The organism is Streptomyces sp. NPDC090442, from assembly GCF_044769405.1.
Taxonomy (GTDB): Bacteria; Actinomycetota; Actinomycetes; order Streptomycetales; family Streptomycetaceae; genus Streptomyces.
Window position 1 is genome coordinate 110,250 of the sequence record NZ_JBIVXW010000010.1, and the last position, 13,270, is coordinate 123,519.

Annotated in this window: 11 protein-coding genes, 3 tRNA genes and 1 pseudogene; 9 read left to right on the forward strand and 6 right to left on the reverse strand. The window is 72.3% G+C overall.

Features of this window, described 5'->3' with window-relative positions; translation table 11 throughout:
- The first annotated feature begins 311 nt into the window (after positions 1-311).
- The 5 genes and pseudogenes from ACIQU6_RS10205 to ACIQU6_RS10225 all read left to right on the forward strand — a co-directional run bounded on the left by ACIQU6_RS10205 (position 312) and on the right by ACIQU6_RS10225 (position 5,524).
- Positions 312-1,703: a DMT family transporter gene (locus tag ACIQU6_RS10205; RefSeq protein ID WP_403481189.1), complete on the forward strand. Its 1,392-nt coding sequence runs from the start codon at positions 312-314 to the stop codon at positions 1,701-1,703.
- A gap of 569 nt (positions 1,704-2,272) precedes the next feature.
- Positions 2,273-2,467 (forward strand): annotated as a pseudogene (locus tag ACIQU6_RS10210) (Trm112 family protein); the annotation flags it as partial.
- Between the two features lie 161 nt (positions 2,468-2,628).
- On the forward strand, positions 2,629-3,468 hold the full coding sequence (locus tag ACIQU6_RS10215; protein WP_403481190.1) for an FkbM family methyltransferase: 840 nt from the start codon (positions 2,629-2,631) through the stop codon (positions 3,466-3,468).
- On the forward strand, positions 3,452-4,084 hold the full coding sequence (locus tag ACIQU6_RS10220) for a hypothetical protein (protein WP_403481191.1): 633 nt from the start codon (positions 3,452-3,454) through the stop codon (positions 4,082-4,084). The genes ACIQU6_RS10215 and ACIQU6_RS10220 overlap by 17 nt, the downstream gene beginning before the upstream one ends.
- Positions 4,085-4,492: 408 nt before the next feature.
- Positions 4,493-5,524 (forward strand): rod shape-determining protein, encoded by a 1,032-nt coding sequence (locus ACIQU6_RS10225; protein WP_403481192.1) that lies wholly within the window; start codon positions 4,493-4,495, stop codon positions 5,522-5,524.
- A 91-nt stretch (positions 5,525-5,615) separates the two neighbouring features.
- Here ACIQU6_RS10225 and ACIQU6_RS10230 read toward each other — a convergent pair whose 3' ends face one another.
- Positions 5,616-6,212: a histidine phosphatase family protein gene (locus ACIQU6_RS10230; protein WP_274915840.1), complete on the reverse strand. Its 597-nt coding sequence runs from the start codon at positions 6,210-6,212 to the stop codon at positions 5,616-5,618.
- 64 nt (positions 6,213-6,276) lie between these two features.
- The gene (gene trxA / locus ACIQU6_RS10235) at positions 6,277-6,675 is read right to left on the reverse strand and encodes a thioredoxin (RefSeq protein ID WP_403481193.1); all 399 of its coding nucleotides are present in this window, start codon (positions 6,673-6,675) and stop codon (positions 6,277-6,279) included.
- A 470-nt stretch (positions 6,676-7,145) separates the two neighbouring features.
- On the opposite strand from trxA, the gene ACIQU6_RS10240 reads away from it, so the two are divergent.
- Both ACIQU6_RS10240 and ACIQU6_RS10245 read left to right on the forward strand, forming a co-directional pair.
- Entirely contained in the window at positions 7,146-7,937 is a 792-nt protein-coding gene (locus ACIQU6_RS10240) for an MBL fold metallo-hydrolase (protein ID WP_403481194.1), read from the forward strand.
- Between the two features lie 134 nt (positions 7,938-8,071).
- Complete coding sequence (locus ACIQU6_RS10245) at positions 8,072-8,947, forward strand: glycosyltransferase family 2 protein (protein ID WP_403481195.1); 876 nt, start codon at positions 8,072-8,074, stop codon at positions 8,945-8,947.
- 417 nt (positions 8,948-9,364) lie between these two features.
- On the opposite strand, the gene ACIQU6_RS10250 is transcribed toward ACIQU6_RS10245, so the two are convergent.
- From ACIQU6_RS10250 to ACIQU6_RS10260, 3 genes are all read right to left on the reverse strand, one after another.
- A tRNA-Ile gene (locus tag ACIQU6_RS10250) sits at positions 9,365-9,441 on the reverse strand.
- Positions 9,442-9,619: 178 nt separating this feature from the next.
- Positions 9,620-9,692, reverse strand: a tRNA-Asn gene (locus tag ACIQU6_RS10255).
- Positions 9,693-9,697: 5 nt separating this feature from the next.
- Positions 9,698-9,770: transfer RNA gene (locus ACIQU6_RS10260), tRNA-Asn, on the reverse strand.
- A gap of 214 nt (positions 9,771-9,984) precedes the next feature.
- Between ACIQU6_RS10260 and ACIQU6_RS10265 the strand changes: the two genes are divergently transcribed.
- Together ACIQU6_RS10265 and ACIQU6_RS10270 are read left to right on the forward strand one after the other, a co-directional pair.
- On the forward strand, positions 9,985-10,284 hold the full coding sequence (locus tag ACIQU6_RS10265; RefSeq protein WP_403481196.1) for a YtxH domain-containing protein: 300 nt from the start codon (positions 9,985-9,987) through the stop codon (positions 10,282-10,284).
- Positions 10,285-10,350: 66 nt separating this feature from the next.
- Positions 10,351-11,796, forward strand: a complete 1,446-nt coding sequence (locus tag ACIQU6_RS10270; RefSeq protein ID WP_403481197.1) for an FGGY family carbohydrate kinase — start codon at positions 10,351-10,353, stop codon at positions 11,794-11,796.
- Positions 11,797-11,813: 17 nt separating this feature from the next.
- Here ACIQU6_RS10270 and ACIQU6_RS10275 read toward each other — a convergent pair whose 3' ends face one another.
- The gene (locus ACIQU6_RS10275; RefSeq protein ID WP_403481198.1) at positions 11,814-13,004 is read right to left on the reverse strand and encodes an RNA polymerase sigma factor; all 1,191 of its coding nucleotides are present in this window, start codon (positions 13,002-13,004) and stop codon (positions 11,814-11,816) included.
- Positions 13,005-13,270: the final 266 nt, after the last annotated feature.

Consider the following 13,270-nt stretch of genomic DNA (forward strand, 5'->3'; position numbering starts at 1 on the left):
CTCCGTAATCGTTGCCGAAACAGCAAGGAAAGAGGCCCCCGCAAGGCGCACCCGGCCCCGCCCCAACACCCCCACCCACCAAGCAAGTCCCCCCACCCCCCTCAACCACCCCCCTCAACCACCCAAAGCCCAGCGGGCGCAGGAGCAGGAACACAGGAACAGCCACAGCCACAGAGACAGGGACAGGGACAGGGAGGAACACCGAGCAGGACAGCCAAACAATCCAGGAAGCAGCAATCCAGCCCGGAAGCAGCAGAAACAGAAACGAGTAACCCAGCAAGTACCCCAGGAAGCAGGAAGGAGGCAGGCCCATGCTCTGGTGGGGCGTGGCATCCGCGCTGCTCGCCAACGTCCTCTACAGCACCGGCTTCGTGCTGGAGAAACGCGCCCTCGCCGCACTCCCCCCACTCAGCACCCGCCGCCCCGCCCGGCTCATACGCCACCTCCTCAGCAGCCCCCTGTGGCTCGCCGGCTCACTCACCCTGGCCGCGGGCTTCGCCGCCCAACTCGCCGTCTACCGCACCCTCCCCATAGCCGCCGCCCAAGGCATCTTCATCTCGGGCCTGGTCCTGCTGCTCCTCATGTCCTCGGTGGTACTGGGCGAACGAACCAGCGGCCGCGAGCGGCAGAGCATAGCGGCGATCCTGGTCGCCCTCGGCCTGGTCGTCGCCTCCCTCCGGAACGAGGACGCCCAGGCCATCGCCCGCACCGCGCCCCCCGCAACCCTGCTCGCGATAGCCGTGCCGTCCCTCACCGCGGGACTCCTCCTGTACCGCTCGGCGGAACTCCGCGCCCGACGCTGCCACCGCCAACCCACCGCCGGCGTTTCCTACGGGGTGGCCATCGGCCTCCTCTACGGCGTCAGCTCCCTGGCCATCAAGGGCGTCTCCGGGCTGCTCACCTTCCACGACATTCCCGCCGCCACCCTGGCCCTCCTCCGTTCCCCCTACCCCTACCTCCTCCTCGTCACCGGGGCCACCGGCCTGGTCCTGTCGCAAACCGCCCTCCAGCGCTGCCGGGCCTCGGTGATCGTTCCCGTCTGCACCACGGTGACCTGCGTCTTCACCATCGCCTGCGGCACCCTCGCCTTCGGCGAGCCCCTGCCCGACGCCCCCCTCCGCCTCGCTCTACGCCTCGGCGGCACGACCCTGGCGCTGACGATCCTCCTGATCCTCCCCCGCCACGAGAACCACTCACGCCCCGACCGCACCACCCCCGCCCTGCCGGGCCCGCCCACCACCCCACTGACGCCCCCTCGCCTCTCGCAACTCCCGTCTCCAGCAGTCCCACACGCCCTCGCGCCAGTGCCCCCGCCCGCCCCCAATCCGCCACCTCCGCGCGCACCCGTGCGCACCCCCGCGCTGCCGCCGTCGCCGCACATGCCCGCACTACCGCCGACCCGTGCGCCGGAGCCGCCACCCCGCCCGCCCAAGCCGCCAGCCCACCGCGCACCCGGCCCGCCGATTCCCCACACCCGCGCGGTGCCGAACGGCGCAGCAGCGCACCCAACGTCACCTCCAGCATCAAGGGCCACGCCCAGACCTGCCCCAAAGCCCGGGCCCAGGCCCCCGCCCGTACCGCCCAAGACCACCGGGCCCTGCGTCAGAGACGGCCAACCTCCCAACACGCCAACCAGCCGCCAGGCCAGGCAATTAGGCGGTCGAAAGGGACAGTTAGCGCAGGAGGATCCGCGTGACGCCTGAGAGGTGCAAGAGAGGTGAGCGGTGCAAGAACGGTGAGTGGTGCAAGAGCGGTGAGTGGCACAGGAGAGGTAAGCGGTGCGAGAGATGTGAGAGGGGCAAAGGAAGTGGGAGGTGTGAGCGACACGAGAGACAGAAATCTCGTCACGGGAAGCACGGGAAGCACGGGAAGCACAGGAAGCACAGGAAGCACGAGAAACGCGAGAAAAACGACAGACAACGCGCGCCGGGAGAAGCCATGAGAGGCCGCGAGACGCCATGAGAAGGAAAGGAAGCGTCAGGCAGATGAGAGGTGCCGGCCAGGGATCAGGCGCGGCCCAACCCGGCACGCGGTGCGGGCAGTTGGTCGCGGAACCCTTGGTGCGTCGAGCGCCACTCAAGTCGACCATCGAGCGAGCGAGGACGAACGAGGATGAGTAAGGACAAGTGAGGACGAGGTGAAGACGAGTGAAGACGAGCTAAGACGAGTGAAGAAGGAGCTGATTGATCGATGGTGAGGTTGTTGAGGATGGCGTGGCTGTGGTGGGGGTCGGTGTGGTCGAGCGGGGAGTGGGCGGGAGGAGGGGTGCGTCGTGAAGGCTGACGATCCGCTGTTGGAGATTCTTGCGTGCCCGATCGACAAGGGGCCGTTGATGTTGCTGGCCTCCGAGGAGGCGCTCTACAACCCGCGGCTGCGGCGGCGCTATCCGATCCTCGACGGGATTCCGCAACTGCTGCCGTCCTCCGGCGAACAGGTCTCGGACGCGGAGCACGAGCGGCTGGTGCGCGGCGTACGGGCGCGTGAGGACGAGGCGTCCCGAGTGGCATCCGCGGCACGGACCGGGGCCCGCACCGAGTCAGGGACCGGCACCGCGGCCGGGAGCAGGACCGGGCCGGGGGTGGCACACGGTTCGGGCTCGGGGGCGGGGTCGAGCCCGGGAGCAGGGTCATGACGCTTGCGGCGAGGGTGGGGCGCTGGTTACCGGGGCGTCTGGTGTCGGCGCTGGCGGCCGGGCTGTACCCGCGGTTCGAACCGGAGTTGGCGCGGCTGGACGACTTCTGTCCGGCCGGCGGCACGGCCGTGGACGTCGGGGGCTGGTACGGCCCGTGGACCCGGCGCCTGGCGCGACGCGCGGACCGCGTCGTCACCGTCGAGCCCGTCCCGCACCTGGCCCGCCTGCTCGCCTCCGTCACCCCCGCGCACGTCGACGTCGTATCCGCCGCGGCCACCGACCACACCGGTTGCGCCACGCTCTGGTTGCCCCCGGACGGCCGCGGCGACCGCGGGGTCTCCTCGCTCGTACGCCGCGAGGTGCACTCCGTCACCCTGGACGTGCCCTGCCTCCCCCTGGACGCGCTGAAGCTCACCGCCGTCACCCTCATCAAGATCGACGTGGACGGCGGAGAACTGGCCACCCTACGCGGCGCGGCACGCACCATCGAGCGCGAACGCCCCGCGCTGTTCGTGGAGTTGGAGACCCGCATCCAGGCGCTCGCGCCCGTGCTGGAGTGGACGGCCGACCGCGGATATCGCGGCTGGGTCCTGCCACGCGACCGCTGGCTGCCGCTGGCCGACTTCGATCTGTCCACCCATCAGTCCCACACCTCCCACCTCGCCGAACACGGCCTGCTGCGGCGCTCCCTCGCCCCGCACCGCCGCTACGTCAACTCCGTGCTCTTCCTCCCCGACGGCGCCCGGCCCGGCTCCGCGCACACCGCGCCGGCCGCTGTCTCCGCGTCTCCCCCGGCCGCCATCCGCGACCATGTCCATCATGAACCCCGCCACTGACAACGACCCGCCCGCCGGCACCGCCGCCCACCCCGACCTGCCGGGGCCGCTCGCGTTCCAACTCGTGCTGCTGCGCCGGATGGCCGACCACCACCCGACCCTCGTCGAGGACGCCCTCCGCCAACTCGGCGCCTCCCGGGCCCAGATGCGCGAGGCCAACCGCCGCTGGCAGGCCCGGATGCACAGCCCCCGGGCCCGCGCCGGCATCCAGCCGTACCGGGCGCTGCTCGGCGTGCCCGAGACCGTCACCACCCGCCGGATCGGCGATCTGACCTGCGAGGCGCTCACCTGGCCGGTCCCGCTCTGGCCGGATCTGCGGTTCGAGGTCCTCACCGCTCCCGGGGGCGGCGCCTGGAACGCCTGGCTCGTACGCGCACCGGGCGCCGCCGGCCCGGACCTCCGTACGACCGCGGACCTCGTCCCGTGGTCCTGCACCGTCGACGAGGTCGCCCGCGCCTTCGCCCCGGCCCGCCCGATGGAGGGCAGCGCCCCGACCCGCTGGCGCCTGGCCTGCACCGCTCCCGACCCGGACGGCACCCCGCGGAACGTCGTCGCGGAGTTCACCTGGGGCCTCTACCAGCGACGGGCCGACATCGACGGGCCGGCCAACACCTGAACGGGACGGGCAACGCCCAAGCTCTGGCAGGCGTCGACACCGGACGGGTAGCGAAACAGGGTTGACGACTAGTCATACGCCGCCGCCGAGAGCCACGGAGCGTGGCAGAGCACTCGCCCCCTCCCCTGCCCCCTTCCGGCCTCCCGGCTCGCCGAGCCACAGAGCCACGGAGCCGCCAAACCACCAAACCGCTGAGCTGCCGAAGCCCCGAGCCGCCGCTCCCCCTCGGCCCCGCGGCCGCCCCGACTCCGCCCCTCCCCACCCCCGTCCCCCGACCGGACGCGCTCAGCGCGCGGGGGCCGTCGGCGGCCCGGAGGATGGCGCACGAGCGCTCACGTGCGGGCGCTCGTGACCCAGTTACCGGCCCACCGGGGACGTTCCCATCGGCCCATCGGGGAGGAATCCACCATGACCATCAGCCTCGCCCAACTGCGCCGCTGCTCGGCCGCCGTCGACCTCGGCGCCGCCCGGACCAGGGTCTACGTCAAGAACCAAGGGCTGGTCGTCGACGAACCGACCGTCGCCGCGGTCAACACCCGCACCGGCTCGATGCTCGCCGTGGGCGCCCAGGCCGAGGTGATGGACGGCCGCACCCCCGACTACATCCGGGTCGTCCGGCCGGTCTCCAACGGGACGGTCGTGGACATCGACATGGCCCAGCGGCTGTTGCGGCACCTGGTCGGCGACAAGCTGCGCAAGACCTGGCGGCGGCGCCCGTCCATGCGGGCCGCGGTGTGTCTCCCGTACGGCAGTGAGCCGCTGGCGCAGCGGGCGGCCGTGGAGACCCTGACCGGGTTGGGCGCCCGCCGGGTCGAGCTGGTCGACACGTTGGTCGCCGCGGCCGTGGGGTGCGGGCTCCCGGTGGAGCAGCCGGAGGCGACGATGATCGTGGTGTGTGGTGCGGGCACCACACAGGTGGCGGTGCTCTCGCTCGGTTCGATCGTGGCCGCCGAGACCGTCCCCGTGGGCGGCAACGCCATCGACCACGCGGTGATCCAGCACCTGCGGCTGCAACACGACCTGATGCTGCCCAACCAGTCCTCGCGTCCGCTGCATCTGATGCTGTCCGGGGACGGCGAACTCGCCCCCGGATCCACGGAGGTGCACGGGCGGGACGTGGCGAGCGGGCTCGCCCGGTCCGTGCACGTGGACACCGAGCGGGTGCGGCGCGCGATCATCACCCCGCTGACGGCGATCCTGGACGGCATCGGGGCGGTGCTGCGCCGCTGCCCGCCGGACCTCGTCGCCGACCTGGGCGAGCGCGGCATCATGCTGGCCGGCGGCAGCGCGCTGATCCCGGGGCTGGAGCCGATGATCCACGAGGCCACGTCGATGCCGGTGCACATCGCGGACCAGCCGGGCACCTGCGCGGTGCAGGGGCTGGGCGCCATGATCGAGGGCAAGGTGCAGCCGCTGCATCTCGACCCGTTGGCGCCGTAGGCGGGTCAGGGCCCGTTTTGCGCGGCCGGTGGGCGAAGCCGCGGGAGCGTTCGGCCCACGGGCCGGGGCCCGCTCCCGCCGGCCCCGTCGCTCAGAGGCTGCGGGCGTTCCAGGCGACGACCGCCGGGCGACCGTGTTCCGTGCCCAGGACGCCGATCGCGCCGGTGCCGAAGGTGAACAGGCCGCCGGCGGCGGGCGGGAGGCCCAGGCGGCGGGCGGTCAGTACGCGCAGGAAGTGCGCGTGCGCGACCAGTGCCACATCGCCCTCGTCGGTCTCCAGGTGGGGCGCGACCAGTGCCAGGACGCGGTCGGCGCGGGCGCCGACCTCCTCGGGGGACTCCCCTGGGTGGTCGGCCGGTCCGGGCGCGACGCCGTCGTCGAAGAGGTACCAGTCGGGTCTGCTGCGGTGGATCTGGGCGGTGGTGATGCCCTCGTCGCCGCCGTAGTCCCATTCCCGCAGGTCGTCGACGATCTGCGGGGTGGGGAGGCCGGCCAGTTCGGCGGTGCGCAGGGCACGCGTCATGGGGCTGGCGTACACCTGCGCGATCTTCCGGCCGGACAGCAGCGGCCGTAGCGCGCGGGCCTGCTCCTCGCCGTTGGCGGTGAGCGGGAGGTCGGTCCAGCTGGTGTGCCGGCCGTCGCGGCTCCACTCGGTCTCGCCGTGCCGGACCAGCAGCAGCTCGCTCATGCCGGGAGCTCGATTCGCTCGCCCTCGCCCGCGCGCGGCGCGCGCCCGCTGGTGGTTCGCCCGGTCACTCGCCCTGCGCCTGCTCTCCGTTGCCGCCCTGGGCCTGCTGGGCCTCGGCGACCGAGGCGCGGACCTCGTCCATGTCGAGCGCGCGGGCCTGGCCGATGACGTCTTCGAGGGCGGCCTCCGGGAGCGCGCCGGGCTGGGCGAACACCGCGATGTTCTCGCGGACGATCATCAGGGTGGGGATGGAGCGGATCTCGAAGGCGGCGGCGAGTTCCGGCTCCTTCTCGGTGTTGATCTTGGCGTAGAGCAGGTCGTCGTGCTTCTCGGACGAGCGCTCGAAGACCGGCCCGAACTGCTTGCACGGGCCGCACCATTCGGCCCAGAAGTCGATCAGCACGAATTCGTTGCCGGAGACGATCTCGTCGAAGTTTTCCTTGGTGAGTTCCACGGTGCTCATAAGCGCTCCCTGCTTCCGGTGTCGGGGCCTTGGCGCGTTGCCGCTTCGGCCTTCGAGGACGGCTGTGGTGGTGTGGCTGGTTCGGTGCGGTGCTGGTTGCGGCTCTTCGGTTGATTCCGGTGCGGGCCCGGTGTCGGGGTACGACGCTACGCCCCGGGCGGAGCGCGTCCGCACCGGCCGTGCCCACGGCATCCGCGGGCGCCCCGGCCGGTTGTCCGGCGCCCCGTCGCACCTTCCGTAACGGGAGCAATCCATGCGGTATTCCGCACACCGGCCCTCCAGCCGTTCGGTCCGAACCGTCCCGCTCCCCTGCCCATCCCACACCGTCCTAGACATCCCGTGGCCGACGTCACTCCGCCGCGACGTGCGCGCCCCCTCCGGCCGCCGTCCACCCCCTTCTGCACGCCCGGCCCGGACCACCGCCGCGCCCTACGATGGACGGAGGGGCGCCCGGAAGGAGGCGCGGCCGTATGGAGACGCGCGTCGATGAGATCGCCGACGGGATCTACCGGATCTCCACCTTCGCTCCCGATGTGGCCGGGCCCGCGGGCTTCACGTTCAACCAGTTCCTCATCGATGCGGAGGAGCCGCTCCTCTTCCACACGGGCATGCGGCACCTCTTCCCGAGGGTCTCGGAGGCCGTGGGCCGGATCGTGCCGGTGGACCAGTTGCGCTGGCTGGCGTTCGGGCATGTGGAGGCCGACGAGTGCGGGGCGATGAACGCGTTCCTGGCCGCGGCGCCGCGGGCCGAGGTGGCGCACGGCCTCCAGGGGTGCCTGGTCTCGCTGAACGACCTCGCCGACCGGCCGCCGCGCCCGTTGGCACACGGCGAGACGCTCGACCTGGGTGGCAAGGAGGTGCTCCGGCGTCGGGTGCTGCACCTCAACACCCCGCACGTGCCGCACAATTGGGAGGCGCGGGTGCTGTTCGAGGAGACCACCGGCACGCTGTTGTGCGGCGACCTGTTCACCCAGCTCGGCGACGGCCCGCCGGTGACCGATCACGACCTGGTGGAGCCGGCGTTGGCTGCGGAGGAGGCGTTCCGCCAGACGTCGTGCCTGACGGCGGCGGTGGAGACCATGCGGTCGTTGGCGCACCTCGCGCCGCGGACGCTGGCGGTGATGCACGGCTCGTCGTATTACGGTGACGGAGCGGCGGCGCTGCGCGCGTTGGCGAACGGCTATGCGGAGCGGTTCAGTCCGGAGGTGGCCTTCGCCGCCCGTCCGAGCGCCCTCGCCGGCGCCAACGCCCCGCGGGGCTGAGCTCCGACGTGGCGCCCGTCGGCCGGTCGGTCCGGGGGCCAACGGAACGTCGCGGGGGCTGCGTCGTGGTGCGAAGTGGTCTGCGGCGACGGCTAGCATCGCTGAAGAGACCGCCAAGAACGGAGTGTTCATCTGTGCGTCAGTTGCGCGTAGGCGTCGCCATCTTGACCATGGGAAACCGCCCCGCCGAACTCCGGGACCTGCTGGATTCGGTGGCGAAGCAGGATCTCCCCGCGACGCACATCGTGGTCGTCGGCAACGGTTCGCCGCTGCCGCCGCTGCCCGAGGGCGTGACCGGCGTCTCGCTCAGCGAGAACCTGGGCGTCTCCGGCGGCCGGAACGTCGCCCTGGACGAGCTGCGCAAGCTGGGCGACCTGGACGTGGTGGTCGATCTGGACGACGACGGGCTGCTGATCAGCACGGACGTCTTCAGCCGGCTCGCGGAACTGTACGAGGGTGACCGGGAGTTGGGGATCGTCAGCTTCCGCATCGCCGACGAGCTGGGCCGTACCCAGCGCCGCCACGTCCCGCGCCTGCGGGTCGGCGATCCGCAGCAGGGCGGGCTGGTCACGACGTTCCTGGGCGGCGGGCACGCGCTCTCCGTCCCGATGCTGGACCGGATCGGCGGCTGGCCGGACGAGTTCTTCTACGCCCACGAGGAGACCGATCTGGCCTGGCGGGCGTTGGACGACGGCTGGCGGATCCGTTACGCGCCGGAGCTCCTCCTCCAGCACCCGTACACCTCGCCGACCCGACACGCGGTCTACCACCGGATGGTCGCGCGGAACCGCGTCTGGTTGGCGAAGCGCCATCTGCCGGCCGTCCTCGTCCCCGTGTACCTCGGCGTCTGGGCGGCGCTGACGGTCGTCCGCAGCCGCTCGGTGGCGGGCCTGCGGGCCTGGGCCGCGGGCTTCGCCGAGGGGGTCCGCACGCCCTGCGGCCACCGCCGCCCGATGCGCTGGCGCACGGTGTGGCGCATGACGCGCCTGGGCCGCCCGCCGATCATCTAGCCGGCGCCGGCGGTTCCGCCGGGCCCTGGACGCGGGCCCCCGACCAAGTGGGCACTCCCGAAGGGGTTTTCGGCCCTTCGCCGCCCACCGGGCGCTGCGGGCCTCGCTCTTCGGGCGCCCGCTGTCCGACATCGCCGGAATCGACGCCCACGACCGACGGAACCGCCCAGCGCCCCGACACGCACCTGACGGCGCGCCGGCCACCCCGAAGCCCCCCTCCGGCCTCGCGGGGCGCGACATCGCCGCTCAGGCGCGCCTGGCGCCCGCGGACATCGCCCCGTGGGCCAGGGGGCAGGGCACCCGCCCCCTGTAGACCTCCTCGTTCCCGATCGCAACGCAAAGACGGTGGTCACCGCTTCGTGCGATGACCACCGTCTTGGTGTTTGCGCAGGCACAAGGTTTCTGCGCCGGGGTCCGTGGTGGGGCGGGTGGGACTCGAACCCACGGCCGACGGATTATGAGTCCGCTGCTCTAACCGGCTGAGCTACCGCCCCTCACGGCGCGTCGCGCACATTTGTGCGCGCCGTCTGCCGCAGCATAGCCGCTCATACGATCTGCTGCCCGTGCGGGCTGCCGTCGGGCGACCTTGCACGCCCAAGAGGACTGGGATCAGGCGGGGTTCGGTTCCCGAACGCAAGAAAAAGGACCCCTTCCGGGGTCCTCGTTCCTCTGCTCCCCCGACTGGACTCGAACCAGTAACCCTCCGGTTAACAGCCGAATGCTCTGCCAATTGAGCTACAGGGGATTGAGCTCCCCCGACTGGACTCGAACCAGTAACCTGCCGGTTAACAGCCGGCTGCTCTGCCAATTGAGCTACAGGGGATTGCTCTGCTTGCCTCGAATGCATCGCTGTCCGGGGCTCCGGACGGCGTGCGCTCGCTGCGACACATACATTAGCGCAAGCAGGGGGGTGCTCCGCCAATCGGTACCGTCACCAGGTCTTCCGCGGGTGGTCCGGTGCCGGTGGGCAGGTGCCCAGCCCGGCGTCGGTGCCGGCCGGCACCGACGGGATCGAGCGGCAAGGGAAAGGTGGAGCGATGCGCTACCGGCTCACGTTCGTCGCGGGACTGGCGGTGGGTTACGTGCTCGGCACCCGGTCCGGGCGGGAGCGGTACGAGCAGCTCCGGAAGGGGGCGCAGCGGATCGCGCAGAACCCGGCGGTGCGCAACACCGCCGAGGCGGCGGCGCTGGGCGGGCGGCAGGTCGCGTCGAAGGCGTTCGCGACGGTGTCGGAGAAGGTCGGGGACCGGTTGCCGGGGTCGGTGGCGGAGCGGGTGCGGTCGCTGCGGGAGCAGCGGGCGGCCGAGGAGGACGACTGGGGCACCAGCAATACGTGAGTTCGGGGGGCGGTGGGCAAACCCTGACGCCTTCCTCATGGTCGGCATGGGGCATCATCTGGGGCCATGGGGATAGTCGCCGGGTTGGACAGTTCGTCCGAGAGCACACGGATCGTCGTCTGCGATGCGGACACGGGTGCCGTCATCAGGCAGGGGTACGCGCCGCACCCCGTGGAGAAGGGGCCGGAGGCCGATCCGCAGGCGTGGCTGATGTCACTCGGGGAGGCCGCGGGGAACGGGCTGCTGGAGGGCGTGCAGGCCATCGGGGTCTCGGCGCAGCAGGGCGGTCTGGTGGCGTTGGACGTCGAGGGCGATCCGGTGCGGCCGGCGCTGGTGGGCAACGACAAGCGGGCGCAGAGCTCGGCGGCTGACCTGGTGGATGCGCTGGGCGGGCGGGCCGCGTGGGCGCAGGCCGTGGGGGCGGTGCCGCAGGCGCAGCACCCGGTGACGAAGCTGCGGTGGTTGGCGCGGAACGAGCCGGCGCAGGCGGCGCGGGTCGCGGAGGTCATGCAGCCGCACGACTGGTTGGCGTGGCAGTTGCTGGGGCGGCCGGCGCGGCGGACCACGGATCGGGGCGGGGCCTCGACGACCGGTTACTGGTCGGCGGCGAGCGGCGCGTACCGGCCGGATCTGGTGGAGCTGGCGCTCGGGCACCAGGTGCGGTTGCCGGAGGTGCTGGGGCCGTCGGGGACGGCGGGGTTCACGCCGGAGGGGCTGCTGATCTCGGCGGGGACCGGCGAGACGATGGCGGCGGCGTTCGGGCTGGGCGTCGGGGTGGGCGATGCGGTGGTGTCGCTGGGGGCCTCGGGGTCGGTGTTCGCCATCCATGAGGAGGCGTTGGCGGATCCGAGCGGGACGATCACCTCGTTCGCGGACGCGACCGGGCGGCATCTGCCGGTGGTGCACACCACCAACGCGGTGCGGGTGCTGCGCGGGACGGCGGAGATGCTGGGCACGGATCTGGCGGGGCTGTCGGAGCTGGCGCTTCAGTCGTCGCCGGGGGCGTACGGGATGGTGATGCTGCCGTATCTGGAGGGCGAGCGGACGCCTCATCTGCCGCACACCGCGGGCTCGTTGCACGGGATGCGGCGGGAGAGCATGAAGCCGGAGCATCTGGCGCGGGCGGCCGTGGAGGGCATGCTGTGCGGGCTCGCGGACGCGTTGGACGTGCTGCGCGGGCGGGGTGTGGCGGTGCGCCGGGTGTTCCTGTTGGGGGCGGCGGCGGAGTTGGGTGCGGTGCAGGTGGCCGCGCCGGGGCTGTTCGGGGCGCAGGTCGTGGTGCCGCAGCCGGCCGAGTACGCGGCGCTGGGCGCGGCCCGGCAGGCGGCGTGGGCGTGGCAGGTGGCGCACGCCGGTGGCGAGGGCGGTGCGGCGTACCCGGAGCCGCCACGGTGGCCGGCGGCGGCGAGCCAGGTCTTCGAGCCGGGTGACGAGCTGCCGGTGTGGCAGGCCGTGCGGCAGCAGTACGTGGCGGTGCGGGACGAGACGCATCCGGGGGCGTTCCAGCCCTAGAGCGGGCCGGTGGCCGGTCAGTCGAGGTAGCCGCGGAGCTGGTCGGCGAAGGCGTGGTCGCGGAGCTTGCCAAGGGTCTTGGACTCGATCTGGCGGATGCGTTCGCGCGTGACGCCGAAGATCCGGCCGATCTCCTCCAGGGTGCGGGGGCGGCCGTCGACGAGGCCGTAGCGGAGCTGGACGACCTTGCGTTCGCGTTCGGCGAGGGTGGAGAGGACCGCGTCGAGGTGTTCGCGGAGCAGCAGGAACGCGGCGGTCTCGACGGGTGAGGCGGCGTCGCCGTCCTCGATGAGGTCGCCGAGGGCGACGTCGTCCTCCTCGCCGACGGGGGCGTGCAGGGAGACCGGTTCCTGGGCCAGCCGCAGGACGTCGGTGACGCGTTCGGGGGTGAGGCCGAGGTGGGCGGCGACCTCTTCGGGGGTGGGTTCGTAGCCGCGTTCCTGGAGCATGCGGCGTTGGACGCGGACGACGCGGTTGATCAGTTCGACGACGTGGACGGGGACGCGGATGGTGCGGGCCTGGTCGGCGAGCGCGCGGGACATCGCCTGGCGGATCCACCAGGTCGCGTAGGTGGAGAACTTGTAGCCGCGGGCGTAGTCGAACTTCTCGACGGCGCGGATCAGGCCGAGGTTGCCCTCCTGGACGAGGTCGAGCATGGTCAGGCCGCGGCCGACGTAGCGCTTGGCGACGGAGACCACCAGGCGGAGGTTGGACTCGATCAGGCGGCGCTTGGCGATGCGGCCGCGGACGACCAACGTGTCGAGGTCGTGGGCGAGTTGGGAGTCGAGGTCGGGGGTGTGGGTGAGCTTCTCCTCGGCGAACAGGCCGGCCTCGACGCGGCGGGCCAGATCGACCTCCTCGGCGGCGCTGAGCAGGGGGATCCGGCCGATTTCGCGGAGGTACTGACGGAAGAGGTCGGAGGAGGGGCCGCCGGCGTCGGGGCGGGGGGTGGGCTCGGCGGGTTCGGTGGCGTCCTCGGTGTCGGTGGTGTCCTCGGTGGCCGTGAGGTCTCCGGCGCCCTCCGTGTCCCGGGCGTCCGGTGGGGCGGAGGGTTCGGGCGGTTCCTGGGCGGGCTCCGTGGTGAGGAGTTCGGCGGCCGGGGGGTCGGGCTGTTGGGGCACGGTGACCGGCACGGTCAGGAGGCCGGTATCGGGTGGTGCGGTCGGTGCGCCGCCGGCAGCTGCGGCGGAGAGGGTCCGGGTCTGCACGGGGGCGACCTCCAGGATGATCGCGGCTGGGGCGGCACGAGGACCGGGGCGGAGGCGACCGAGCCGCCGCGTCCACCCCACGTCACGAGCGGCTGCGCGGGGGCTCACGGACCGCACGGCGGGGCGTGCGGGCGGATGCGCCGCGCTCCGGGGACGTGAGGCACCGCTCCTCAGTGTGGAGTACGACACGTGGCCGCACGAGGGGCGTGCGGGCACTTTTTGAGTCCGGTCCGTGACCAGTTCGCTACCCGGAGGTTCCGGGCGGG